The organism is Arcicella aurantiaca, assembly GCF_003148625.1.
Classification (GTDB): Bacteria; Bacteroidota; Bacteroidia; order Cytophagales; family Spirosomataceae; genus Arcicella; species Arcicella aurantiaca.
In genome coordinates, this window is record NZ_QGGO01000030.1 from 20,661 (window position 1) to 45,072 (window position 24,412).

A 24,412-nucleotide genomic window follows, 5' to 3' on the forward strand; every position below is an offset into this window, starting at 1 on the left:
ATCAAGCCTTCCCAACCTCCACCAAATTCCCATCAATCATTTCTACTTTTTTACCCATTTTCTTCTGAATGATTTTGAAATGATGTTCGTCTTCTGGACAAATTAGAGAAATGGCTTCGCCTGATGCCGTTGCTCTACCTGTACGTCCGATGCGGTGAACGTAGTCTTTGGGCGAACGTGGCAATTCGTAGTTTATTACAAAGGGTAAAAATTGAATGTCTATTCCCCGTGAAGCTAAGTCGGTGGCAACTAAAACGGGTGCTTTGCCCGTCTTGAAACCACGTAGGGCTTCTGTTCTTCCTCCTTGCGTTTTTTTACTGTGAATGGCTAATGCGTTGATGCCGTTTTTCTTCAATTTTTCCACTAAATTATCCGCAGTTCTCACTGACGAAACAAAAACTAACACCTGCGTCATGGCTTGCGACTTAATTAAATACCGTAAAAGTGGTCCTTTTCGTTCGGGACTTACGGTGTAGGCGGTTTGTTTTATCAAATCTAAATTCTCAACTTCTGGCTCAATTTCTATTTTTATAGGTTCGCAAAGAAGATTTTCTTTGATGACTTCCAATTTGGTATCAAGCGTGGCGGAGAATAAAATATTTTGACGTTTTTTAGGCAAAAGTCTGAAAATGTAAGACATTTCTTCTTGAAATCCTAAGTCTAACATTTTGTCGGCTTCGTCCAAAACGAGCATTTCTATTTTGGTCAAATTGAGCGATTGCGTTGAAATCAAATCTAATAACCGTCCGGGAGTAGCCACTAAAATTTCAGTATCTCTCAATTTGGTCATTTGTTGATTGAGCGGAACGCCTCCAAATACGGCAAGATTTTTTACTTTTATGGGTAAACTTTCAGAAAAGCTACTAATAACTTCACTGATTTGAAGAGCTAACTCACGAGTAGGCACGAGAATCAAAACCTTTAAATGTAGGCTTCTGGTAGCTTTCTTTCTTTGAAAAAACTCTAAAATAGGCAGTACAAAACTGGCAGTTTTTCCAGAACCCGTTTGGGCAATTCCTTGAATGTCTTTTCCCGATAAAATAGCAGGAATAGCTTGTTCCTGAATTGGAAAAGGATTGGGATATTGTTGTTTGGCAATTGCTTTCAGGAGAGATTCAGAAAGTCCAAGTGATTCAAATGACATATTTATATTGTTAAATTTATACAAAGGTAGTTTCGATTTTCGTCTTTTGATGCTCGATGTTTAGGAAATTAGGTCTTCCCTTTTCTCTCAAAAATACTCACCTCTAATCGGCTATTATACTTAATTGATTGAGGTTTGCAAAAAAGGCAATATGCAAGCTATTGGTTTTTAGCAATCTATTCATTCGCTTTCTCGCAAATCGCTTTTCGCTTAGTATTACAGGTAAGTACAGGTGTATTATGTGCCAATGATTGTTTAGGTTTGTAGGAAATGAGATTTTGTTATACTTTTTCCTAATTTAACCATATTTAATCTTTTACAATGGGAGCAATTTTTGGCGTTCTTTTTCACTTTATCGGTGGCTTTGCATCGGGTAGTTTTTATATTCCTTACAAGAAAGTAAGAGGCTGGTCTTGGGAAAGTTACTGGATTACTGGGGGCGTATTTTCGTGGTTAATTGTACCGCCAATTGCAGCTTATTTAACGATACCAAATTTTGGAGAAATCATTTCAAGTACAGAAGGTTCGGTTTTATTTTGGACATATTTGATGGGTCTTTTGTGGGGAATCGGTGGATTAACTTATGGTTTGGGCGTTCGATATTTGGGCGTTTCGTTGGGTAGTTCTATTATTTTAGGACTTTGTTCGGTTTTTGGCTCAATTATTCCTTCTATTTACTACAATTTTAACCCAACTACGGGTAAAGATACTATCCACGATTTAATGACGACTTCGTGGGGACAAATGGTTTTATTGGGTTTAGCAATTTGTGTTTTGGGTATTGTTATTTGTGGAAAAGCGGGTGGCATGAAAGACAAAGACCTCAGTGGAAAAACGGAAGATAATGCAGAGTTTGACATTGTAAAAGGCTTAACATTTTCTGTGATTTCGGGTGTTTTGAGTGCTTGTTTTAGTTTTGGAATTGAAGCAGGTTCGTCGATGGCACAAATTGCAAATGACCAATGGGTAGCTCAAAATGTAGGTCAGGGTGAGTTTTTGTATAGAAATAATGTGGTTTATGTCGTGATTCTTTGGGGTGGATTAACAACCAATTTATTATGGTGTATGTATCTTAATTTCAAGAATAAATCGTTTGGAGATTATTCAAATTCAGAAACACCATTATTGAAAAACTACATTTTCTCTGCGATTGCGGGAACAACATGGTTTTTACAATTCTTTTTCTACGGAATGGGCGAAAGTCGTTTAGGAAATGGACCAAGTTCATGGATTTTACACATGGCGTTCATCATTTTAGTTGCCAATTCGTGGGGCTTAGTTTTGAAGGAATGGAAAGGCGTTTCAAAGAAAACATTAACAACGATTATTGTCGGAATTTTGACGATTGTATTATCTGTTTTAGTCGTTGGATATGGTAATTCATTGAAATAATCATAAAACAGATATAAAACTAAAAAGGTCAAATTCAGCTCGAATTTGACCTTTTTAGTTTTATATCACGAAGCAATTCTTACGAAAGAATACTTGAATATTTTTCTTTCACTAAATACATTGCCAAAGCATTTACAATTACCAAAACAACACCAATACCAGGAGCTTTTGCGATGTGTAGTTCAAATATAAGAATATTCACTACGATTGGAGCAACTAAAATTAAACCCAAAGCACGTGTTTTTGGAATTAAAACCAAGATTCCGAAAAGCAATTCACATATTTTAATAACTGTCATGTAACCTGTACTTCCGAATAACTTCATGAAGGTTTCGGCATCGCCAGTCATGGGTTGTTCTGGGGCAAACTTAAATAAATAAGCTGCACCGCCAAAGATAAATAACGCACCTAAAAGAAAAGCGGGAATTTGTTTTACAATGTTCATAATTTTTGTGATTAAGGGGATAAATTAGTTTAAGAATGAAGATACAATTTTTTACATATTTAATCCAAATATTACTCAAAAAATTGGATTAAAACGTTATTCGACTATAAACCTATTTGAATTTATTGCTACCAAACCCAATCAACCAGTTGCTAATCACCAATAAACTGCATTCCATCTTTAAACCAAATCGTCAGAGCAATTCTAATCACGGAATAATCATGTTTAGAATCCATTGCTTCGTAAAGAGCTTTTACACTTTCTCCTTTTTTAACGCCCATTGCTTTAGCTGCCCTCACAATTTCGTCGTATTGTTGTTTGTTAATAAACGGACTAAAATCAATATTTTTACCTTCTTCGTATAATTTGCTCAAATGTGAAAATATCGTTACTGGACTCAATCCTCGCATTTTAGCCATTTCCTCAACCGTATTTCCTTCTTGATATAATTGATAGGTATATTGAACAGAATCTATACCTGCCGATGAACTACTTTTAGGAATTGTTTTCAGAAACTCTCTGATTTCTCGAATAAAAATCTCGCCATATTGTTGATATTTTTGTTGTCCGACCCCCGAAACATTCAGCATTTCAGCTTGAGAAATCGGTTTTTGTTGAGACATATCAGAAAGTGTAGCATCTGAAAAAATCACAAAAGGAGGAATGTTTTTATCATCAGCCAAACGTTTCCGTAACTCACGCAGACGTTCAAAAAGGGCATCTTTAATGATTTCCTTTTTGGTTTTCTCTTTCGGAACAATAGTTTCACGCTCTGCCTGACGTTCTTCAAATGGTTTGTAACGTACTAATTGCACTTTTCTGCCTTCTTTCAAAATTGCCCAAGATGCATTATTTAAGCGATAGGCATGACCTTCATCATAAGCAATATCCATCACGCCCGAATTGAGCATTTGTTGTAAATAATCCGCCCATTCGTCAGCTTTTAAATCTTTTCCAGCTCCAAAAGTTTTGATTTCATGGTAACGATGGTCGATAATTTTTTTATTATTTGAACCTCTCAAAATGTCAATCAGCATACTCATAGCCACTTTTTCATTGGTACGAGCAACGGCAGAAAGGGCTTTTTGTGCGTATAAAGTGGCATCAAAACGCATGGGAGGGTTTTTACAAACATCACAATTGCCACAATCTTTGGTAACTTCTTCGTTGAAATAACTCAACAAAATGCGTCGTCGGCAAATCTCAGCTTCTGCATATTGCTTCATTCTGTCGAGTTTTGCGTTTTGCACTTCCTTCATATCTTCGGGCAATTCCGACGTAGCAATCATGTCTTTTCGCACCATCACATCTTGATACGTATAAAAAAGTAAAGTGTCCGATTTTACACCGTCACGCCCTGCACGACCAATTTCTTGGTAAAAACTTTCCACATTTGAAGGCATCGAATAATGAATTACCCAACGGACGTTGGACTTGTCAATGCCCATTCCGAAGGCAATCGTCGCCACAATCACCTGCACGTCATCACGAATAAAAGCATCTTGAACTTTTGCACGGTCGGCAGAAGGCATTCCTGCGTGATAATATTTGGCTTTGATACCCGCTTTTTGCAATGCCTCGGCAATCGTTTCTGTATTTTTACGACTTAAACAATAAATAATTCCTGATTGTCGAGGTCGTTCAGCTACGAAATTTTGTATAATTTTTATGCGATTTCTTCCCGGCAAAACCGACAACGAAAGATTGGGTCTATCAAAAGAAGAAATGAAAGTTCGGGCTTCTGGAATACCTAATTGTGAGAGAATATCCTTGCGAGTAACACGGTCGGCGGTTGCAGTTAAAGCAATCATCGGCACGTTTGGAAAGGCTTCTTTCAAGACGTGCAATTTGGTATATTCAGGTCTAAAATCATGTCCCCAAGTAGAAACACAGTGAGACTCGTCAATCGCAAAAAGACTGATGTTTAAGGTCTTAATCCAATCTAAATAACCCTGTGTAAATAATTTTTCGGGAGAAATATAGAGCAACTTCAACTCGCCTGCCCGCACTTGTCGCTCAATTGCCGATTGTTGTTGTCCGTCCAAAGAAGAATTCAAATATGCCGAAGGAATTCCGTTGGCTTTGAGAGCCTGCACTTGGTCGTGCATGAGGGCAATCAAGGGCGAAATAACCAACGTCAACCCCTGCATCATCAGAGCAGGAATTTGAAAACAAACCGATTTACCACCACCCGTTGGCATCAAAACCATGGCATCTTGTCCGTACAAAACCCAATCAACAATATCGGCTTGGAGAGGTCTAAATTTATCGTATCCGTAATATTGTTTAAGGACTTGTTCTTTGGTGAGGGGCATGGTATAATGGAAAATTTATAGCGATTAATTAACAGTTAAGAGTCTGGTAGTTAATGATTTGTCGCTAAAAAGTATTGGAAAATTAAAAAATGGTTAGAGTAACAAATTAGGTCAAATTACAGATAAAATCTACCTCCCTAATTGGCAGAAGACTTTATCTTTTGTATAATTTCTTCCACTTTTTGAAGTGGTAATTTAAACGCATCAGCGATAAACTCTGCTTGAAGACCTTTTTCAAAGAGACCTTTCACATAGTTGATGGTTAGGTTTTCTCTTTCTTCAATTTTTATTTCTTCGGCGATAGTCATAGCAATGTTATTTACTGTTGTTGAAACTTTGGTAAAGATAATAATTAAGTCACTCCTTGTCAAGTTGATGCCATTGTCGATGTATTTGAAGATAGAACTTATAAATCCTACTTCATGGGCTTCGTCTAAGGCTTTTAGTTTTTCAATCCAAAATGATTCTAACTTCAAAAAAGCCTCTTTTTCATCTCGTGAATGTTTCAAAAGCATTGCGGTTGTGCTTAGAAAAATGTTTTTGAAATTAGCAATTTGATAATCCTCCCAAGTATTGAGTGAAAAAAGCAGATAATCAAATTCAGGTAAAAAATTAACCAAAGAAGAATGGATATTTCCAAAATAGCTTCTCATTGGTTTTTTCTTCCACGTGACTTTGCCATGATGAATAATAATAGGAATAACGACAGAAGGTTGTTTTTCTTGTTTTTGCTCTTCTATCCAAATATTGGTCATGTACCTGAGCAGTTGCCAATGAGGAAAACTTTCAGTGTAAGATTTATGCTCAAAAAGTAAGGTAACCAGAACTTCTTGTGAAGCAAATTGCGTTTGGTACACCAAATCGGCTAAATGTTCAGAAAGGTCAGCATCAATGAAGGACGCATTGGTGAGTTGAAGTGTTTCAAGGTTGATTTTGTCACTAAATTCTTTTGGAAAAACCTCTTCAATAAAACTTTTTACAACTTCCAACCGAGAGAAAGATTCTTTGAAGAATTTATCGTGCGGATTGTTAATATTTGCCATTGGCGTAGTAGTGTTTTATGATTTTGTAGTTTACAAAATTACATTTTTAAAATCATTTCTACTCAATCAAAGGAAATCTATTACTTTTGAAAATGTAACCCGAAGTTTTTTCTTCGGATAATGCTCGAAGCAAAACTTCGACTTATCATAAAATTAAAACCAATGCAAGAAACCATATCTACCACTCCTCCTGCACGAAAATTTTTGGGAGAAGAGTTTGAATTAACAACTTGGGAAAGCGTAAAACCTTTCTATGAAAATTTGGTAAATCGTACCATCGCTAATGCCGAAGATTTACGTAAATTCTTTGCCGACCGTTCTGAATTGGAAAGTTATCTTTCTGAAAATTTTGCATGGCGTTACATCAAAATGACTTGCGATACAGGCGATAAAGAAGTAAAAGCTCATTTTGACCAATTTGTGGGCGAAATCCAACCACAATTGGCTGAGTACGATGATATTCTGAATAAAAAAACGCTTGAAAATCCATTTTTGAATGAATTGACAGACGCTGGCTTTGAAATTACCATCAGAGGCATGAAGAAATCAACGGAGATTTTTAGAAATGAAAATATTCCTTTGTTTACCGAAATTCAAAACCTTTCGAGTGAATATCAAGCAACGGTCGGAGCTATGACTGTGGAGATTGACGGACAAGTAAAGACGCTTCAACAAGCCAGTGTTTTCTTGGAAAATACCGACCGTTCTTTGCGTGAATCTGTTTATCATAAACTCCAAGAACGCCGTTATGCAGACCATGAAAAAATGGACGAAATTTTCAATAAACTGAAAACAATTCGTCATCAAGTGGCTTTGAATGCAGGTTTTGAGAATTTCAGAGATTATACTTTTGCGGCTCTAAAACGCTTTGATTATACGGCTAAAGATTGTTACGTTTTCCACGAAGCGGTAGCAGAAACCGTTGTTCCAATTCTGAACGAATTGAGCCAAGAGCGTAAGGATACAATGAAATTAGACGCTCTTCGTCCGTGGGATAAAGGCGTTGATACGCAAGGTCGCCCAGCTTTGCACCCCTTCAATGGTGGTGAAGATTTGTTGAATAAAACCATCGAATGTTTTACAAAACTTGACCCATTTTTAGGCGAATGTCTCCGTATTATGAAGCGAATGGGACGTTTAGATTTGGAATCAAGAGTTGGAAAAGCCCCAGGCGGATACAATTATCCCTTAGAAGAAACGGGTTTTCCGTTCATTTTTATGAATGCTTCTTCGTTGATGCGTGATGTCATTACGATGCTTCACGAAGGTGGTCATGCCGTGCATTCAATTGTTACGAAAGACTTGGCGTTAAATACATTCCGTAATTTTCCGTCGGAAGTAGCCGAGTTAGCTTCCATGTCGATGGAATTGATTTCAATGGATAATTGGGATGTATATTTTGACAATGAAGAAGAATTAAAACGTGCCAAAATTCAACATTTAGAAGACATTATTAGTACGCTTCCGTGGGTGGCAACGGTTGATAAATTCCAACATTGGATTTACGAAAATCCAACGCATACCACCGAAGAACGTACCGATGCGTGGGTACGTATATACGAGCAATTTGCGGATAGCGTAACAGATTGGTCAGGTTTAGAAAAATACAAAGCGACGATGTGGCACAAGCAGTTACACATTTTTGAATTGCCGTTTTATTATATCGAATACGGAATTGCCCAATTAGGTGCGATTGGCGTGTGGAAAAACTACAAAGAAAACCCACAAAAAGGTTTAGAAGGATATTTGAACGCCTTGAAATTGGGCTACACCAAACCAATGGGCGAGATTTACGCCGCCGCCAATATTCCTTTCGATTTCTCAAAAGCACACATTGCATCGTTGATGGATTTTGTGAGAGCAGAGTTGGCGATTTTGAAAGGGTAGGAGGATTATTATTAATAATTGCCAACTTTTTAAAAGTTGGCAATTATTGCTTTTATCCAAGTAGTTCCTCCAAAGCATTTTCAGCCGTTTCAAACTTAAATTGAAATCCATAATTCAATAACCTTTCAGGATAAACGTTTCTACTTTTTAGTAATAATTCGGTTTCTGTTTGTAGGAATAATGTCCCAATTTCTAAGAGAAAAACGGGTGATGGTAACCCAAAAGGTACATTTAGTTTATTTCTTAAAATAGCCATAAAAGCTTGATTTTCTATTGGATTCGGAGCAGAAACATTTACAACGTCTTTGATTGACTCATTTTGAATAATAAACTCGACTGCTCTACAAAAATCTTCTACGTGAATCCAACTCATTTTTTGTCTTCCGCTTCCTTGTTTTCCGCCTAAACCCAAACGAGTAATTGTTTTGAGTTTTTTTAACGCTTCGCCTTCATTTCCCAAAACAATCGCAGTTCGTAAGGCAACTTTTCGAGTATTAAGATTTTGTTTTTCAAAAAAGGCTTTTTCCCAAGCCTTACAAATATTCATTGAAAAGTCATCTCCAATAATGCCGTTTGTTTCGGTCATTAATTGAGTTTCGGCGTGAACATAAATGGTTGCACTGCTCGAATTAAGCCATACTTTGGGTGGATTTTGGCAATTTTCGACTGCTTTTTGTAAAATATTGGTACTATCAATTCTCGACCTTAAAATTTCCGCCCGATTCTTATCATTGTATCGGCAATCGACAGATTTGCCTGTCATGTTGATTAATACATCTGCATTTTCAAGATATTCAGACCATTCTCCTAAATTTTTAGCATCCCAATATATTTCATTTGAACGTCTTGGATTTCGAGTCAAAATCCACACTTCGTGATTTTGAAAGTGTTTTTCTAAAGATTTTCCTAAGAATCCACTTCCGCCTGCTATGATGATTTTCATTGGAGTAGTCCTATTAAAAGTAAAAAAGTTATTCTATATGCAACCCATAAAATTGTAGGCATAATTCCAATTTCAAGAATCTTACAACGTCTCAAATGTTCTAATAACATTACGCTCACAACCATCATAAAATAAACCAAATGTACGATTGAACTTGTGTTGAAAATGAGCATTGGCAATAAAAGAATTGTCCCAATCATTGATACGGTCATCATGTTACCAATATAGTCCCAGAACTTCGTTTTGAGTATTTTGTTGAGAAAAATGGTCTGCCAAATAATTTGTCCAAAACACATGATTAATTCTCTATAAATACTACTTTTCCACCCCATCATTTGATTAATTGAAGTAGAGTAGTTGTAGATAATCAATGATGAAAATACAGCAACAAATAGTAAATAAGCGATACGATATTTGACGTTTAAAGTTGGTGTACAATCATTTCCTGATGATTTTGCAGGAATAATTATTTTTCGATTGGTAGAAACAAAGCGGTATAATTTTCTTCCAAACCAATCAATGGGTTTAAAATTTAGTATTGCTGATAACTTCGGAAAAGCATTAGACAGAATTATTTTGAATGCATCAAGACCATAAACGACTTCATTATTCAAAGTATTGACAAAAGCAATTTCATTCTTTGCTCGGTTCATATCTACCAAATTTGATACAGATAAATCGACTGTCTGGTAAGGGCTACTGGTTCCTTTGTCAATTAAACCATTGTTTTCAAAAGCATTTCCATATAATCGACACATTGGACAATCTGCATCAATAAGTAGTTTGTAATTCTGTAAAGTTTCCATAACAATCTTTATTTTATTTTCGTGTTTACGAATATTTTAGGAAATTAAATTTAAAAATATTGAGCTTTTCAGCTCAGTATTTTGTAACACAGACTTTAGTCTGTTCGTATAATAAACAGACTAAAGTCTGTGTTACGCACTCAAAAACCCTTTATAATCCATTTGAAAAAACTGAATTTATCTGCTTTCTCAACCATACCTCCAATACTTGTTAGTTTTTCGGATAAATCAATTGTATCACTTAATAACTTCTTGAAATTCTTTTCTTCGTAACTATTGGCTTCAAAATCGGCTAATTGCTTTAATTCTTTCACAACAGGTTCTACTTCCCTTCTACGGCGTTCAGTCATTATTTTAACTGCTACATCCCACATATCTTTTTCTCCTATAAAATACTCTTTCCTGTCTCCTGGGATATGTTTTTTATAAACTAAACCCCAATCTAACAAGGCTCTAATATTCAAATTGGCATTACTCCGTGAAATTTGAAGTTGTTCCATGATTTCATCGGTCGTCAAAGGGTTTTCAACCGAGAGTAATAAAGCATGAATTTGAGCCATTGCTTTATTGATTCCCCAGTTTGTACCCAACCGCCCCCATAACTGAATAAACTCGTCTTGTGTTTCTTTATAGTTCATGGAATAAAAATAGTTGATTATTTTTTAATTTCCTAATTTTTTAGGAAATTAAAAATAAAAAAGTCTGAACTATGATTTTTTTGATTCATAGATTTTAGGAATAATGACAAGTATTGGAATCCTAAAATCATTTAATCATCAAAATCTTAGTTCAGACATTGAATAACCTACTTCAAAGGAATCCCTCTCTGCGTTAAAAATCCCGTTGCATTTTGGTCGCCTTTGGCTACGGCACTTTGCATGGCTTTTATACCGTTTGGAAAATCTCCGTGCTGACCGTATTCCAAGCCAATGTTATAATCAAAACTACCATCTTTAGGGTCGGCTTTGATGCCTTTCTCCCAAGCTTTTATCGCATTTTGCCAGTCGCCCATTGATTTGTAGGCAACACCTAAATTTTTGTAAGCTACAGTCGCTTTTGGGTCGATTGTAATGGCTTTTTCAAGTTCCGTAATTTCGCCTTTATGGTCGCCTTTGTGGTTCAAAATCGTGCTGATATTGATGTGCGGGTCGGCAAACTTAGCATCTAATTTCATTGCCGTTTCATAGCGTTTCATGGCTTCCGCTTCTTTTCCTTGTTTCGCCAAACACAAACCCATAATATTCTGAGCAAATTGGTTTTTGTTGTCCGATTTATCCAACGCAATTTGCGATTCATCAATGGCAATATTGTATTTTCCTGTATAATAATATGCCGCTCCAAGCATCCAGTGGAGGTTTTGCATTTCTTTTGGCTTGATTTTTAGAGCTGCTTCAAAGTTCTCAACGGTCAAATCATATTTCTTTTCATCGAAGTAAATTTGCCCCAAAGCCGTATGCACATCTGCCGTTTTGAAAGACGTTTTATGTGTTTCTTCAAAATAAAATTTAGCCTTTTCGTTGTCTTTTTTTCCAAACCAATACCAACCCATGTTGCTTGTTACCATAGGGTCGTTGGGGTGTTTTTCATAAATTGGCGAAAACAACGTAAGTGTATCTTTCCAATGCGTTGATTGGTTAAATGAAAGAAATGTTAAACCTAATAATAGTATCATTCCAACTGCTGGCATCAATTTATTGGTACTTGCTTTTTGATACAAACGATTGGCAAAAACTGCCAAAATCACCAAAGGACCAATCGAAGAAACATAAAAATAACGGTCAGCCATCAAGGCACTACCCACAGGCAACACTTGCGAAACAGGGAAAATCACAATCAAGAAATATAAACCTCCCCACCATACTAATTTATTCTTGCGACCCAACCAAAACAGAGCAATCGCCAATGCCAAAACGCCCGCAAAAGCTGAGTAATAAATGGAAGGAATTGTTCCCGTAGGCTTTTGAGGATAAGGGTAAAAGGCAATCAAATTGGTTGGTAAAACCATTTTAACCCAATAATATAACACGCCATAATTTATCATAAAAAAACGTTCTGAGAAAGTGTACGCATCACTAATAACTTTGGTAGCATTTGCTCCTGCATCACTTTGAGCTTTGATGGAGATAATACCCGTAATCAATGAAATGATAAAAAACGGAGCTTTTTCAATACCAATTTTGATGATTTGCTTACGATTCAAGATAAAATAATCAGTAATCAAAAATACTACGGGCAAAATTACCGCCATACCTTTCGATAAACACGAAAGAATGAATAACCCCAATGCGTACCAGAAATTCTTATTTTTCCAGTTTGTAGCTCCGCCGTTGTCTGTGTCCTCACAGACAACAGAAGTGTATTTCAAATATTGCCAAAATGACAAAAGTAAAAATAAGGTATAAAGCACGTCTTTACGTTCTGCCGCCCAAACTACCGACTCCACGTGTAGTGGGTGAATAGCAAAAAGTACCGCCGTAACGGCTCCAATCAAGAAGTTTTTACTCAGTTTTTCTACGACTTTAAATACCAAAATACTGTTGATAACATGAATAATCGTATTGTCGAGGTGATAGACCCAAGCCGTATCTTTTACCAAAGAATATTCGATGTAATAAGTCACCATCGTGAGTGGGTGCCAGTTACCAAGATAAAAATCAGAAATTAAGATCTTGAAATTTTGGAAAGAAACCGCTCGTAAATCTTCATTATTGACGATATAAAACATATCATCCCAAACATAGCCGTTCTGAAAACCGGGAAGATAGGCAATCAAAGCACAGACCGTGATGATACCCGATAAAATCCAAAAATTACGTTCTGTATAAGGTATTGGTTCAACCAAAACTTCAGGTTCTTTGACAATTTTCGCTGCCTGATTGACCGTTTGGGGTTTCTGAGGAGTATTTTTAGAATTCTGAGAAACTTTATTCTTTGCCATGTTATGAGTAAGGGAATTGACTTTTAGAGATTTCTACACAAAATCTATGCAAAACTAAAAACATCCAGCAAAAAACTACCTTTTGTTAATTATGTTTCGTTTAAATGCCTAAAATAAAAGAATTTAGTTCCGCTTTCAATAATTTCTCCTTGATTCTCATTATTTTTGTACTTTTACAAGAAATATACATTTTACTATGTATAATTTTAGGTAACTTTATGTAACCTAAGTAGGTGTTAGGATTTAGGTGTTAGAATTTAGTGTTGGAACTCGCTATTAATCAAGCTATTGCAGCATAATCAAACAGAAACTAATCGGTAACGAATACTCAAAAATTTAAACTCAGATAACAAAGAACTAATCATAAAAAATGGGATTATTTAGCTTCCTAACTTCAGACATTGCAATTGACCTTGGTACTGCCAATACGTTAATTATTCACAAAGATAGAATTGTGGTTGACGAGCCATCAATCATTGCCCTTGATAAAGCTACCAACAAAGTGTTAGCAATTGGAAATAAGGCAATGCAAATGCACGAAAAAACCAATGAAAATATCAAAACAATCCGTCCTTTAAAAGATGGAGTAATTGCTGACTTTACCGCTGCCGAATTGATGATTCGTGGCATGATAAAAATGATTGATACAGGAAGTCGTTTCTTTACGCCTTCTCATCGTATGGTTATTTGTATTCCTTCGGGTATTACGGAAGTTGAGAAACGTGCCGTAAAAGACTCTGCCGAACACGCAGGAGCGAAGGAAGTTTACATGGTTCATGAGCCTATCGCTGCGGCAATTGGTATCGGTATTGACATTGAACAACCAAACGGTTCAATGATTGTGGACATCGGTGGTGGTACAACTGAAATTGCGGTTATTGCCCTTTCTGGTATCGTTTGTGAGGCTTCTGTACGTATTGCAGGAGACGTTTTTACTCGTGATATTGTAGATTATATGCGTCGTGAACACAACCTTTTGATTGGTGAGCGTTCAGCAGAATTAATCAAAATTGAAGTTGGTTCGGCATTGCCAGAATTAGAAACTCCTCCAGCAGATTATGAAATCCGTGGTCGTGACTTAATGACTGGTATTCCAAAAGAAATTAAAGTAACTTATTCAGAAATTGCTTACGCTTTAGATAAATCAATTTCTAAAATTGAAGAAGCCGTAATGAAAGCCTTAGAGGTTTCTCCTCCTGAACTTTCTGCTGATATTTACCACAACGGTATCCACTTAACGGGTGGTGGTGCATTATTGCATGGTTTAGATAAACGTTTGGCTAACAAAACAAAATTACCAATCCATATTGCAGATGACCCTTTAAGAGCGGTTGTACGTGGAACAGGTGAGGTCTTGAAACATTTAGACCACTTCAAGCCAATTCTTATTTCGTAGTCAAAAAGAGAATAAATGATAGCGTAAAGAGTATAGAGAAATTTGAAGAGAATTAGACTCATTTGAGGCATCACTCTTGGATTTTCTTTATACTCTTTTCGCTTAACTCTCTCATCTGTTCTCTAATCTCTAAAAAAATGTACCAACTCATTCAGTTTATATCCAGACAACGGGCCTTCATTTTGTTCGCAATTTTGGAGGTGCTGAGTCTTTGGTTTTTTTATTCCTACAATAACTATCCAAACGCCATCTTTTTTAATACGACTAACTATTACGCTGCCAAAGCTTTAGAAACCTCAAATTCGATTACAGAATATTCTAATTTGAGAAATGTTAATAAAGATTTAGCAACCGAAAATAGCCGTTTAAATGAATTGGTTGCCAAATTGCAGGCACAACAACTTGATAAGTCTATTGTAAATTATAAAGCAGATTCTGCTGTGGCGAGTCGCTTTAAATTTGTTGTTGCTAAGGTTCAAAATCTTACAACTACTCAATTTAACAATTATATTACGATTGATAAAGGCTCTGCCGATGGACTTGCTCCGGGAATGGGCGTTATTTCATCAACGGGTGTTGTTGGTAAAATCAAATCTTGTTCAGCTCATATTTCAATTGTGATTTCAATTTTACACTCTGAATATTCAGTTTCGGCTAAATTGAAGAGAAATAATGAAATAGGTTCTGTAAAATGGGATGGCGTTAACCCAGATATTGTTGAAATGACTGAGGTTTCAAGGTATAAATTAGTCAAACCAAAAGATACAGTTGTAACCTCCGATTTTAACTACGTTTTTCCTCCCAATATCACCATCGGTTATGTTAAAAAAGTTGGTGTAAAAGCCGACCAAACATTCCATGATATTGAAGTTCAATTAGCAACGAATTTTCACACACTTGCTTATGTATATGTGATAAATAATAAGTTAATGAACGAACAGAAGACTTTGGAAGAGAAAACTAACGACGTAAAAGTGAAATAAATCCACGTAATGCTAAAAATATTTAGGGTGGTTTGCTACTGTGATTACAAAAAACATGAATGAAATTCACTGTATTTAAGTATTCGCTTTTCGCAAATCGCTTTTCGCTTACTATAAATAATAAATGACTCAGAAAAATATATTATCACAAGTGCTGGTCTTTGGTTTTTACCTTTTGTTACAGATATTTTTTGTAAGACAATTGGTACTTTTCGACTATGCGTTTTGTTTTGCATATATTGCCAGTGTGACGCTTTTACCCTTCGAAACCAATCGAGTAACTTTGATTTTACTTGGTTTTTTTGCAGGCTTGACGGTAGATGTTTTTTATAATACTATCGGAGCCAATGCTGCTGCAATGACTTTAATCGCCTTTTTAAGACCGTCAGTTATTTCATTATTGACTCCACAACGTGGCTATGACGAACGTCAAACACTTAGTCTTAGCTCAATGGGTTTGCCATGGTTTGTAACTTATACAGCGGTTTTAACGGTGATTCACCATTTTGTACTTTTCTTATTAGAAGCTTCTGATTGGGGCTTGTTCCTTCCTGTATTATTGAAGGTGATTTGTAGTACTGTTTTTACGACGGTAGTTATCGTCATTATTCAGTTTTTTAGAAGAGATTAGTTTCTACGGAAGTCTTCTTTCAAAAGACGACTTCCGTAGAAAAATAATTTAAAATCCTTTCACTAAGGCAACACATTTCTTTACTATCTCAGTAGTTTCTGCAAAATTTCCAGACTCTAAAACTGCCTTTGGAAATAATTGAGAACCCATTCCGACAGCCGTAACACCTGCTGAGAACCAACCTTTTAAGTTTTCTTCGTTAGGCTCAACGCCACCCGTTACCATTACTTTTGCTTTTGGCATTGGACCTTTAATTGCCTTGATAAATGCCGTTCCGAGTACATTGGCAGGGAAAATCTTTACAATATCTGAACCTGCTTGTTGAGCTTGGAAAATCTCAGAAACGGTCATTACGCCTGGAAACCATGCCATTTCGTGTTTCTGACAAACCGCTCCAACTTCAGGGTTAAGGCAAGGTTGTACAATAAAGTCAGTATCTAAACTAACGAAATATTCAGCCTCTTCAGCCGTGAAAACAGTACCAATTCCGATTGCCATATCGGGTAATTCTTGGCGAATATATTTTACTAATTCTGCAAAAACTTGGGCAGCACCTTCTCCACGATTGGTATATTCAAAAACCTTGATTCCACCGTCGTAGCAAGCTTTTACAACTGCTTTGCTTACTTCAATATCAGGGTGATTGAACAAAGGCATGATTGGCACTTCGTCAAGTTTTGCGTATAATTCTTCTTTTGTAAATTTCATTTTGTTTGTAATCAGATAGAAGGTATTTAAAACGTAAGTTTCGTTTCTTCTAAGTGTTATTTAAAAATTATTAAACTTTGGAATAACTTCCCGAAAGTTTTTAACTTTCGGGAAGTTCAACGGAAGATGCTTGGTACTTTAAATTTATGCTTTTCCTAAAGTAAAGTGCTAAACTTAACTAACTCATTCCTCCCGTCCCCTTAAACTATCTTTTCAATCGTCCACTTACATCACCTGCCATTACGGCTTCAACTTCTTGTACGCTTACAAGGTTGAAATCGCCTTCTACGGTGTGTTTCAAGGCTGAAGCTGCTACGGCAAATTCAAGAGCTTTTTGAGTGTCTTGGTAAGTCAATTCTCCATAAATGTATCCACCCATGAAGGCATCACCACCACCAATTCTATCTACAATATCTGGAATGTCAATGGCTTCTGTTTCAATCATTTGCGTGCCGTCCCAAGCTCTACCAGAAAGTGTATTATGAGAAGCCGAAATTTGCCCACGTTTAGTAGTAAGAATTTTCTTTACCTTCGGGAAACGCTCCATAATTTGCTTACAAACCGATTTGAAACTACCTTTTTCGTCATTAGGCTTAATTTCAAACATATCAGCTGCATCGCCTTTACTACAAACAATTACGTCGCAATATTCGATTAATTGTGGCATTACTTCGTTTGGTCTTTTGCCCCATTTCCAAAGATTTGAACGATAACCCACATCGGCAGAAACCTTTACCCCTAAGCGTGAAGCCGTTTGTACTGCTTCTAAACAAGCCTGTGCTGCTCCTTCAGAAATGGCTGGAGAAATACCCGTAAAATGAAACCAAGTTGCTCCTTTCAAAATTTCTTCCCAATTAAAATCAGAAGGTTGTAAGGTAGCAAATGATGAATTAGCACGGTCGTAAACTACTTTACTCGGACGCATAGCTGCTCCTTTTTCAACAAAGTATATTCCCAGACGGTCGCCACCATAAGAAATGGCCTCAGTACCAACGCCATATTTTTTGTAAACCGCCGTTGCTGCTTGTCCCAAATCATTATTTGGAAAACGAGTTGCATGACTTGCAGGAATACCAAAAATGGCTAATGAAGAGGCAACGTTTGCTTCGCCACCACCAAAATTTATATCAAATTGAGTTGCCTGAGAAAATCGTGAGAAATTGGGCGTACTCAGCCTCATCATGACTTCTCCAAAGGTAATTACTTTCATTATTTGTGTTATTTTCAATGTAAAGTAACACAGACTTCAGTCTGTAAGTAAAATACTGTATTTACATTACAGACTAAAGTCTGTGTTACAAATTCTTCTTACAAATATTTTCTAACGGCATCAGTAAATCCGTCTAATTTCGTGAGGTCTTCTCCCCAAAGGCTAACGTTAGCTAACACTTTTTCTAAATCAAAACCTGCTTGCCAAGCTTCATAGAAATATGGAGCAAAGTTACAGTTGATTGGATAAAACTCTCCGTTTGATTCTCCGTAATAGGTGCCATTTACTTCTTTTACACCGTGCATAAATTGTAAATAGGCAGCAAATCCCATCGCAAAAAGCTCAGGTGCTTTTCCAAATTCTTTATAATATTGTAAAAGAATTGGAATATTACGCATCTTCATTTTTGCGGTATATTGAACCGTAATATCTAATAATTTATGGTTCAAGAATGGGTTACGGAAACGGTCAAGTACCATTCTTCCGAAACGGTCACGAGTTTTAGCATCAATTTTATAAGGAATGGCTAAAGACATTTCGCCTAACATCAAATTGGTGATGATTCTGCTTAAATATCCATTTGACATTACGTCTTTTACCGTTCTGAAACCTAATAAATATGCCATCCCACACTGTAAAGAGTGCGTTCCGTTGAGCATACGAAGTTTTAATTCACGGTAAATTTCAATATCATTTTCGATAACAACCCCAGAGTCTGCTTGTGCAAATGATAATACTTTACGTACTTTTTCATCTCCTTGAATTGCCCACAAACGATAAGCTTCTGAAAGAACCATGATGTTATCTTCGTAACCTAATTTTTGCTGTAATTCTTCGATTGCTTCTTTTTCTGGTTTTCCCGGTACAATTCTGTCAACCAATGAGTTACAGAAATTATTGTGTTGCTCCAACCATTCAATAAATGCTGGTTCAAGGGCATTTGCATGAGCTTGTTTGAAAACGATTTCTTTCAATAAATCACCATTGCCAACGATTAATTCTGTTGGTACGATAACCATTCCGCTTTCTGGCGAACCCTTAAACGCTTGCCAACGCTCATAAAGAAATGCTAATAATTTTACAGGATATGAGGTTGGAGGGTTACTCGTAATTTTATCACCTTCCAATAATGAAATACCAACTTCGGTAGTGTTTGAAAACACAATCTGCATTGCTGGATTTTTGGCACAATATAAAATTTCTTGCCATTGATTACGGGCAGATAAAGTACGAGATATAGACGCATTAAGAATGTATTCTTCAATAGCTTCTCCATTTTCGATTCCCTTTACAGAGTGAGTGTAAAGACCGTCTTGTTCATTAAAATCATCGGCACCACCTTTGTCCGTAGATTTAACCACAACAACTCTACCATTAAAAATACCTTGTTTGTTGGCTTTGTCGATAAAATAATCACAAAGTCCACGAAGTAGAACTCCTGTACCAAATTGTAAAACCTTTTCGGGTAAGTCAAAAACTTTAGGGTCAGGTAAATTAAGATGTTTACTCAGATGAGTCGAGTTAGAAGCTATATGAGATTTGTTAAGTTTAACATTCATTGTACGTTATTTATTTTAGTTATAGTTTTGAAAGAATAATTTGCCTACGGATATACTCGATTTTGAGCAACAATTTGGTGATTTTAGCTAAAATTACTCGTTTTTTTATAAACAAAAAAAGCGTAAACGTTTTCAGAGAATTCTCTGATGCGTTTTACGCTTTTTTGTTACTGAAGATTCTATTTTCAGAATTATGCTTCTCCAATTGGTCCACGGTAGTTCATCGGAAATTGAAATCCTATTTGATTTTGGTCTTCAGAAATAGCTCCGTAAGCTTCTTCGTATTTCTGAATATTTTCTTTCAAGGCATTCATTAATCTATACACGTGGTCAGGCGTAAGAATAACTCTTGATTTTACTCTTGCCTTCGGGATTCCAGGCATCATTTTGATAAAATCTATCACAAACTCACTTTGCGAGTGAGCAATCATTGCTAAGTTTACGTATTCACCCTCAGCCATTTCTTCAGTTAATTCTACATTAAGCTGATTTTCGTCTTGTTGTTGCTGTTTTGCCATTTTAAATTCGATGTTTGTTTTCAATATTCGTTTTCCGATGTTCGATGCTTGGGTTTTCTTACAAACATCAAATACCGAAATTCTGACATCGAAAAACAATAGTTTCTACAAATGTATAAATTATTGATAGCTTAACAAAAATCAGTCCTAAATTGCGTAAAAATCAACGTTTTAATGAGATATAAACACATTTTCTTTGACCTCGACCATACCCTTTGGGACCATAATACCAATTCAAGAATTGCTTTAGAGGAAGTTTTCCATGATTTCAATTTGCAGGCTTTGGGCGTGCCATCGTCTTCACAATTTTATCTTAAATTCAATGAAATTAACCATCAACTTTGGGATAAATACGAAGCAGGAAGAATTTCGCAACCCGAATTGCGTCATTCTCGCTTTCGTTTGATTTTTAGTGGATTAGGCGTTGATAATCATGAAGTTTGTGATGAATTGTCTGATACTTACATCAAAATTTCTTCTAAAAAACACAACCTTTTGCCCAATGCCAAAGAGACGTTAGAATATCTTTTTCCAAAATATCCTTTGCATATTATCACGAATGGTTTTGATGAAATTCAGTCGGTAAAAATGAATGCAGGGCAGATTACGCATTATTTTAAAGAAGTAGTTACGTCTCAAAATTCAGGATATAAAAAACCAGATTCTCGGATTTTTGAATATGCTTTGAAAAAAGTAGGAGCAGTGCCTCAAGAATGTTTGATGATTGGCGACAGTTTTCAGTCGGATATTGTAGGGGCAACTCGTGTGGGCATTGATGCCGTTTTCTTTAATCCCGACCAACGTTCGCAAGAAATTTCGATAAAACCGAAGTATGAAATACAGGATTTAGCGGAGTTGAAGGGGATTTTGTAGGGTTGAAAAATATTATTAAATTTATAATATGATTTTACCCTTTGCTGAAAAAGCCTTTATTGATGAAAGAAAACTACTCAACTATTGTCTCTCAGAAGAACATCCAGTTGGTAAGCATAAAGCCCGTGTTTTCAAATCTGCACTTGATATTACGACTGAAAATTATCTTTATTTGAAAGATTCTATCGAAACGGCTGTATTAATTAATGATGCCATTTTTGTTGAAACATCGGAATACGGAGACATTTATTGTGTTGATTTTGAATTAGTTAATCCTCCAAAGCGTTCTATCGTTAGAACCTCATGGATTTTAAAAACTGAAGAGAACTTCCCACGTATGACAAGTTGTTATGTTCTCATAAAATAATTAAGAATATGGAATTATTAGATATTGTAGTCTTAACGGAAGACATTGAAACACCAAAACTCAAAAAAGGAGCTTTAGGAACAATTGTGGAGGAGATAGATATGGATGTTTTTCTTGTAGAGTTTGCTGATACGAAAGGCATTACTTATGCAATGCCTATTTTGAAGGCTGAGCAATTAATAAAGGTATATTATGAACCAATTGCCGCATAATTCCTAAAACAACGACAACTGATTATTATCCGTTCTGTTATCAAAAATCTTCTTGTCTTTAATGAGTTTTTTATGTTGCTCCAAGAAATCTACAAAATTGTCGATTTGCTGATAAAGTGGTTTGAAATCGTAAGCATCAAAAGTGTACGTTTCTTGATAAACTTCCTCAAAGTCGGTAATAACGTAGTCTAAAGTTTTTATGCCGTACTTTTTTAGTCCCAATAAATACAAATTCTGATGATTGAACTCAAAACGCTTGGGTTCATATCGTCGAGTAGATTTTAAGTCAACGGCACGGTCGCCACCAACCAAATCCACGAAACCGTAAATCAAGCAATTTTTATATTTCGCTTCCGAATAAAACTGCGTTTTGTATTTTGAAGGTAGCAATGCTCTTGCTTTTTCAATAACGCCTTCTTTAAACTCATCTTCATTTTCACCCGTTACGACGGCTTTTTCAAAATCAATTCCTTTTTGTTGAGCCGCAGTCGTTGGCTTTTTTACACGGTTGATTCGGTCAAGCATTTCCCACATATCCACAATAATTTCCCCCTGCGAATCAGTGGTTTTCTCTTCAAACAGAGCAAAAGAATTTAATAAGGTTGGATATATTCGGTACATATTGGTGGCTGTACCACAGGAATCTTTCCTGTGATTTTGATAATTTGTTTTGTAAAATGGAAAGACGTTGCGGGCAACGTCTCTACCTAAGAAAATTACGCAATAACTAAACGCTCAACGGGTTGGTCGTTAATTAAATGGCTTTCAATGATTTCCTCAACGTCAGATAATTGAACGTTTCCGTACATAATTCCTTCTGGATAAACCATCACTGCTGGTCCAAAAGCACAGACATCTAAACAACCCGTTTTTTGAGCTCTCATTGCTGGCAATAAACCTTTTTCTTTCATTGAATTTTTGAAAGCATCAACTAAAGCATTTCCTCTTTCGTCACCGCAACATTTCTTGGGTGCATCTTTCTGATTTGTACAGACAAAAACGTGTTTTTTGTATTTCATTATTTTGTAATGGTAATTGTGGGGATGAATTCTTAGCCAAAGCTATCATGCAATTTAACAGTTTTCTCTTAAATTTGGCTTACAACTTACAGACTTAGGACTTACGACTCCCTTAAAATATGACTTTTCAGACACAAGAGCAGTATCAATTTATTGAAAGTATTCTTTTTGAGAACTTAGGACACCAGCCCAAAGTGCTTGATTTTCAGTTTTTTTATGGTGGAAATTTTAATCTTGCCGTAAAAGTAACCGTTGCAGAAGGCGACTATTTTATCAAATGGAATCAGGGCGACCATGAAGAAATGTTTGCTTCAGAAGCCCGCAGTTTACAAGTTTTGAGCGATACAGGTGTGATGTCGATTCCAAAAGTTATCAATCATGGGAAAATTGTTGATAAAGAATATTTGATGATGGAGTTTCTGACTGCCAGCTACAAACAAGCAAATTATTGGCAGGATTTCGGACAAAAATTGGCAAATCTACACAAACATAGCAACGCTCAATTTGGTTTAGATTTCAATAATTATATCGGTGCTTTACGTCAGTCGAATGAATGGATGGAAGATGGCGTAGCATTTTTTATCGAAAAACGTTTGAAAGTTCAAGCAGGTTTAGCACTTTACGACCGTAAAATTTCGGAAGAATTACACGCAAAGTTTAATCAATTGTATGAAAAGTTACCGTCATTGATTCCAAACGATAAGCCTGCCTTATTGCATGGAGACTTATGGTCGGGCAATGTGATGACAGATAATCAAGGTTTTGTAGGTTTAGTTGACCCAGCGTGTTATTATGGTTTGCGTGAAGCAGAATTGGCTTTTACTACCATGTTTGGTGGTTTTGAAACCAGTTTTTATGAGGCGTATCACGAAGTCAATCCAATTGAAAATGGTTTTGGCGACCGTATTCCTTTGTATAATTTATATCCTTTGATGGTTCATGTGAATTTGTTTGGAGGAGGATATTTAGATGCCGTTGAGAAGATTTTGAAGAAATTTTTGAATTGACGAGATGGAACACGGATTTTACGGATTAGACACGGATTTATACTTAGAAGGTTTTATCAATTTATCAGTGTCAAATTATATTAAATTTGAATCCGTGTCTAATCCGTAAAATCCGTGTGCTAATATACTCACCCCAAACCCCATCATGAATTTATCAACCGAAACTTGGATTTACATAGGTATAGGCTACGTAGCCTTGTGCATTATTGCCTATTTTATTCAAGAACGGTTTATTTTCAAACCTGAAAAACTTCACCCAGATTTTGAGTACAAATATGATGACCCTTTTGAGGAACTGCATTTTGAACCCGAAGAAGGCGTAAAAATCAATGGATTACGATTTTATCATGAAAAACCCGTTGGCTTAGTGATGTATTTTCATGGCAATACACGAAGTATAAAAGGCTGGTCTAAATATGCAGTCGATTTCACAAGACACGGCTATGATGTGGTCATGATTGATTATCGTGGTTTTGGAAAATCCATAGGTAAGCGAACAGAAGAAGCTCTCAATAAAGATGCTCAATACGTTTATAACCGAATGCGGGCAAAATATGGGTATAAACAAGAAGACATTGTAGTTTACGGACGGTCGTTGGGTAGTGGTTTTGCCTGTAAATTAGCCTCCAATAATCGTCCGAAAATGTTGATTTTAGATGCTCCCTATTATTCATTTTCGCATCTGACAAACCGTTTTTTACCTTTCATGCCTATTTCTATTCTGTTGCGTTTTAGTATCAGAACCGACATTTGGATTCGTTATGTACGTTGTCCCATTTACATTATTCATGGCACGAAAGACTGGTTAATTCCGTATTCTTCGTCAGTCCGTTTGCAAAATCTTGTACCGTTAACTGCCAGATTGATACCTATTTACGGTGGCGGACATAATAATTTGCCATCATTCCCCGAGTATCACCATAAATTAGAAGAAATCCTAAAAGGACATTTTGACTTACTCTTTGATAAATATGAGAAGGGGGATTTTAGGGAATAGTTTTTTCAGTGAACAGTTA

The 24,412-nt window shown here is 36.1% G+C and carries 24 protein-coding genes; 10 read left to right on the plus strand and 14 right to left on the minus strand.

The window, feature by feature from the left end:
- Window position 1: 1 nt before the first annotated feature.
- Complete coding sequence (locus LV89_RS20315; protein WP_109744761.1) at window positions 2-1,144, minus strand: DEAD/DEAH box helicase; 1,143 nt, start codon at window positions 1,142-1,144, stop codon at window positions 2-4.
- 321 nt (window positions 1,145-1,465) lie between these two features.
- On the opposite strand from LV89_RS20315, the gene rhaT reads away from it, so the two are divergent.
- Window positions 1,466-2,536, plus strand: coding sequence for an L-rhamnose/proton symporter RhaT (rhaT, locus tag LV89_RS20320; RefSeq protein ID WP_109744762.1), 1,071 nt, complete (start codon window positions 1,466-1,468; stop codon window positions 2,534-2,536).
- Window positions 2,537-2,615: 79 nt separating this feature from the next.
- Here rhaT and LV89_RS20325 read toward each other — a convergent pair whose 3' ends face one another.
- The 3 genes from LV89_RS20325 to LV89_RS20335 all read right to left on the minus strand — a co-directional run bounded on the left by LV89_RS20325 (window position 2,616) and on the right by LV89_RS20335 (window position 6,339).
- Window positions 2,616-2,981, minus strand: a complete 366-nt coding sequence (locus tag LV89_RS20325; protein WP_109744763.1) for a hypothetical protein — start codon at window positions 2,979-2,981, stop codon at window positions 2,616-2,618.
- Window positions 2,982-3,133: 152 nt separating this feature from the next.
- Complete coding sequence (gene recQ / locus LV89_RS20330; RefSeq protein WP_109744764.1) at window positions 3,134-5,296, minus strand: DNA helicase RecQ; 2,163 nt, start codon at window positions 5,294-5,296, stop codon at window positions 3,134-3,136.
- Between the two features lie 137 nt (window positions 5,297-5,433).
- On the minus strand, window positions 5,434-6,339 hold the full coding sequence (locus tag LV89_RS20335) for an Rpn family recombination-promoting nuclease/putative transposase (protein ID WP_109744765.1): 906 nt from the start codon (window positions 6,337-6,339) through the stop codon (window positions 5,434-5,436).
- Between the two features lie 162 nt (window positions 6,340-6,501).
- Here LV89_RS20335 and LV89_RS20340 point away from each other — a divergent pair, with 162 nt between their 5' ends.
- Window positions 6,502-8,226 (plus strand): M3 family oligoendopeptidase, encoded by a 1,725-nt coding sequence (locus LV89_RS20340; protein WP_109744803.1) that lies wholly within the window; start codon window positions 6,502-6,504, stop codon window positions 8,224-8,226.
- A gap of 52 nt (window positions 8,227-8,278) precedes the next feature.
- On the opposite strand, the gene LV89_RS20345 is transcribed toward LV89_RS20340, so the two are convergent.
- From LV89_RS20345 to LV89_RS20360, 4 genes are all read right to left on the minus strand, one after another.
- Complete coding sequence (locus LV89_RS20345; RefSeq protein ID WP_109744766.1) at window positions 8,279-9,169, minus strand: TIGR01777 family oxidoreductase; 891 nt, start codon at window positions 9,167-9,169, stop codon at window positions 8,279-8,281.
- Window positions 9,166-9,975, minus strand: a complete 810-nt coding sequence (locus LV89_RS20350) for a thiol-disulfide oxidoreductase DCC family protein (RefSeq protein ID WP_109744767.1) — start codon at window positions 9,973-9,975, stop codon at window positions 9,166-9,168. Before LV89_RS20350 ends, LV89_RS20345 begins: the two co-directional genes overlap by 4 nt.
- 140 nt (window positions 9,976-10,115) lie before the next feature.
- Window positions 10,116-10,613 (minus strand): GbsR/MarR family transcriptional regulator, encoded by a 498-nt coding sequence (locus tag LV89_RS20355; protein WP_109744768.1) that lies wholly within the window; start codon window positions 10,611-10,613, stop codon window positions 10,116-10,118.
- Window positions 10,614-10,780: 167 nt separating this feature from the next.
- On the minus strand, window positions 10,781-12,913 hold the full coding sequence (locus LV89_RS20360) for a tetratricopeptide repeat protein (RefSeq protein WP_109744769.1): 2,133 nt from the start codon (window positions 12,911-12,913) through the stop codon (window positions 10,781-10,783).
- A gap of 370 nt (window positions 12,914-13,283) precedes the next feature.
- On the opposite strand from LV89_RS20360, the gene LV89_RS20365 reads away from it, so the two are divergent.
- From LV89_RS20365 to LV89_RS20375, 3 genes are all read left to right on the plus strand, one after another.
- On the plus strand, window positions 13,284-14,309 hold the full coding sequence (locus tag LV89_RS20365; protein ID WP_109744770.1) for a rod shape-determining protein: 1,026 nt from the start codon (window positions 13,284-13,286) through the stop codon (window positions 14,307-14,309).
- Window positions 14,310-14,446: 137 nt separating this feature from the next.
- Window positions 14,447-15,292: a rod shape-determining protein MreC gene (gene mreC / locus LV89_RS20370; protein ID WP_109744771.1), complete on the plus strand. Its 846-nt coding sequence runs from the start codon at window positions 14,447-14,449 to the stop codon at window positions 15,290-15,292.
- Between the two features lie 124 nt (window positions 15,293-15,416).
- Window positions 15,417-15,923, plus strand: coding sequence for a hypothetical protein (locus LV89_RS20375; protein ID WP_109744772.1), 507 nt, complete (start codon window positions 15,417-15,419; stop codon window positions 15,921-15,923).
- Window positions 15,924-15,971: 48 nt separating this feature from the next.
- On the opposite strand, the gene LV89_RS20380 is transcribed toward LV89_RS20375, so the two are convergent.
- The 4 genes from LV89_RS20380 to LV89_RS20395 all read right to left on the minus strand — a co-directional run bounded on the left by LV89_RS20380 (window position 15,972) and on the right by LV89_RS20395 (window position 19,918).
- The gene (locus tag LV89_RS20380) at window positions 15,972-16,631 is read right to left on the minus strand and encodes a bifunctional 4-hydroxy-2-oxoglutarate aldolase/2-dehydro-3-deoxy-phosphogluconate aldolase (protein ID WP_109744773.1); all 660 of its coding nucleotides are present in this window, start codon (window positions 16,629-16,631) and stop codon (window positions 15,972-15,974) included.
- 205 nt (window positions 16,632-16,836) lie between these two features.
- Window positions 16,837-17,841, minus strand: a complete 1,005-nt coding sequence (locus LV89_RS20385) for a sugar kinase (protein WP_109744774.1) — start codon at window positions 17,839-17,841, stop codon at window positions 16,837-16,839.
- Window positions 17,842-17,939: 98 nt separating this feature from the next.
- Window positions 17,940-19,400: a tagaturonate reductase gene (locus tag LV89_RS20390; protein ID WP_109744775.1), complete on the minus strand. Its 1,461-nt coding sequence runs from the start codon at window positions 19,398-19,400 to the stop codon at window positions 17,940-17,942.
- 191 nt (window positions 19,401-19,591) lie between these two features.
- Complete coding sequence (locus LV89_RS20395; RefSeq protein ID WP_109744804.1) at window positions 19,592-19,918, minus strand: DUF3467 domain-containing protein; 327 nt, start codon at window positions 19,916-19,918, stop codon at window positions 19,592-19,594.
- Window positions 19,919-20,092: 174 nt separating this feature from the next.
- Here LV89_RS20395 and LV89_RS20400 point away from each other — a divergent pair, with 174 nt between their 5' ends.
- From LV89_RS20400 to LV89_RS20410, 3 genes are read left to right on the plus strand one after another with little or no spacing between them, the layout of a single operon-like run.
- The gene (locus LV89_RS20400) at window positions 20,093-20,791 is read left to right on the plus strand and encodes a YjjG family noncanonical pyrimidine nucleotidase (protein WP_109744776.1); all 699 of its coding nucleotides are present in this window, start codon (window positions 20,093-20,095) and stop codon (window positions 20,789-20,791) included.
- A 28-nt stretch (window positions 20,792-20,819) separates the two neighbouring features.
- Window positions 20,820-21,158, plus strand: a complete 339-nt coding sequence (locus LV89_RS20405) for a DUF6883 domain-containing protein (RefSeq protein ID WP_109744777.1) — start codon at window positions 20,820-20,822, stop codon at window positions 21,156-21,158.
- 8 nt (window positions 21,159-21,166) lie between these two features.
- Window positions 21,167-21,370 carry a DUF4926 domain-containing protein gene (locus LV89_RS20410; protein ID WP_229201563.1) on the plus strand — a complete coding sequence of 68 codons (204 nt, stop codon included), beginning with the start codon at window positions 21,167-21,169 and terminating at the stop codon, window positions 21,368-21,370.
- A 3-nt stretch (window positions 21,371-21,373) separates the two neighbouring features.
- Here LV89_RS20410 and LV89_RS20415 read toward each other — a convergent pair whose 3' ends face one another.
- Window positions 21,374-21,991, minus strand: a complete 618-nt coding sequence (locus LV89_RS20415) for a hypothetical protein (RefSeq protein WP_109744778.1) — start codon at window positions 21,989-21,991, stop codon at window positions 21,374-21,376.
- Window positions 21,992-22,086: 95 nt separating this feature from the next.
- Window positions 22,087-22,389, minus strand: coding sequence for a (2Fe-2S) ferredoxin domain-containing protein (locus tag LV89_RS20420; protein ID WP_109744779.1), 303 nt, complete (start codon window positions 22,387-22,389; stop codon window positions 22,087-22,089).
- Between the two features lie 119 nt (window positions 22,390-22,508).
- Here LV89_RS20420 and LV89_RS20425 point away from each other — a divergent pair, with 119 nt between their 5' ends.
- Both LV89_RS20425 and LV89_RS20430 read left to right on the plus strand, forming a co-directional pair.
- Window positions 22,509-23,396 carry a fructosamine kinase family protein gene (locus tag LV89_RS20425; protein WP_109744780.1) on the plus strand — a complete coding sequence of 296 codons (888 nt, stop codon included), beginning with the start codon at window positions 22,509-22,511 and terminating at the stop codon, window positions 23,394-23,396.
- A 145-nt stretch (window positions 23,397-23,541) separates the two neighbouring features.
- Complete coding sequence (locus LV89_RS20430; protein WP_109744781.1) at window positions 23,542-24,393, plus strand: alpha/beta hydrolase; 852 nt, start codon at window positions 23,542-23,544, stop codon at window positions 24,391-24,393.
- Window positions 24,394-24,412: the final 19 nt, after the last annotated feature.

Bases quoted from the DNA above. Each gene is read 5' to 3' on its own strand.
- LV89_RS20340 (WP_109744803.1), top strand. From the start codon at position 6,502: ATGCAAGAAACCATATCTACCACTCCTCCTGCACGAAAATTTTTGGGA.
- LV89_RS20355 (WP_109744768.1), bottom strand. From the start codon at position 10,613: ATGAACTATAAAGAAACACAAGACGAGTTTATTCAGTTATGGGGGCGG.
- mreC (WP_109744771.1), top strand. From the start codon at position 14,447: ATGTACCAACTCATTCAGTTTATATCCAGACAACGGGCCTTCATTTTG.
- LV89_RS20395 (WP_109744804.1), bottom strand. From the start codon at position 19,918: ATGGCAAAACAGCAACAACAAGACGAAAATCAGCTTAATGTAGAATTA.
- LV89_RS20410 (WP_229201563.1), top strand. From the start codon at position 21,167: ATGGAATTATTAGATATTGTAGTCTTAACGGAAGACATTGAAACACCA.
- LV89_RS20385 (WP_109744774.1), bottom strand. From the start codon at position 17,841: ATGAAAGTAATTACCTTTGGAGAAGTCATGATGAGGCTGAGTACGCCC.
- LV89_RS20325 (WP_109744763.1), bottom strand. From the start codon at position 2,981: ATGAACATTGTAAAACAAATTCCCGCTTTTCTTTTAGGTGCGTTATTT.
- LV89_RS20360 (WP_109744769.1), bottom strand. From the start codon at position 12,913: ATGGCAAAGAATAAAGTTTCTCAGAATTCTAAAAATACTCCTCAGAAA.
- recQ (WP_109744764.1), bottom strand. From the start codon at position 5,296: ATGCCCCTCACCAAAGAACAAGTCCTTAAACAATATTACGGATACGAT.
- LV89_RS20420 (WP_109744779.1), bottom strand. From the start codon at position 22,389: ATGAAATACAAAAAACACGTTTTTGTCTGTACAAATCAGAAAGATGCA.
- LV89_RS20365 (WP_109744770.1), top strand. From the start codon at position 13,284: ATGGGATTATTTAGCTTCCTAACTTCAGACATTGCAATTGACCTTGGT.
- LV89_RS20335 (WP_109744765.1), bottom strand. From the start codon at position 6,339: ATGGCAAATATTAACAATCCGCACGATAAATTCTTCAAAGAATCTTTC.
- LV89_RS20400 (WP_109744776.1), top strand. From the start codon at position 20,093: ATGAGATATAAACACATTTTCTTTGACCTCGACCATACCCTTTGGGAC.
- rhaT (WP_109744762.1), top strand. From the start codon at position 1,466: ATGGGAGCAATTTTTGGCGTTCTTTTTCACTTTATCGGTGGCTTTGCA.
- LV89_RS20430 (WP_109744781.1), top strand. From the start codon at position 23,542: ATGAATTTATCAACCGAAACTTGGATTTACATAGGTATAGGCTACGTA.
- LV89_RS20425 (WP_109744780.1), top strand. From the start codon at position 22,509: ATGACTTTTCAGACACAAGAGCAGTATCAATTTATTGAAAGTATTCTT.
- LV89_RS20375 (WP_109744772.1), top strand. From the start codon at position 15,417: ATGACTCAGAAAAATATATTATCACAAGTGCTGGTCTTTGGTTTTTAC.
- LV89_RS20315 (WP_109744761.1), bottom strand. From the start codon at position 1,144: ATGTCATTTGAATCACTTGGACTTTCTGAATCTCTCCTGAAAGCAATT.
- LV89_RS20405 (WP_109744777.1), top strand. From the start codon at position 20,820: ATGATTTTACCCTTTGCTGAAAAAGCCTTTATTGATGAAAGAAAACTA.
- LV89_RS20380 (WP_109744773.1), bottom strand. From the start codon at position 16,631: ATGAAATTTACAAAAGAAGAATTATACGCAAAACTTGACGAAGTGCCA.
- LV89_RS20350 (WP_109744767.1), bottom strand. From the start codon at position 9,975: ATGGAAACTTTACAGAATTACAAACTACTTATTGATGCAGATTGTCCA.
- LV89_RS20390 (WP_109744775.1), bottom strand. From the start codon at position 19,400: ATGAATGTTAAACTTAACAAATCTCATATAGCTTCTAACTCGACTCAT.
- LV89_RS20415 (WP_109744778.1), bottom strand. From the start codon at position 21,991: ATGTACCGAATATATCCAACCTTATTAAATTCTTTTGCTCTGTTTGAA.
- LV89_RS20345 (WP_109744766.1), bottom strand. From the start codon at position 9,169: ATGAAAATCATCATAGCAGGCGGAAGTGGATTCTTAGGAAAATCTTTA.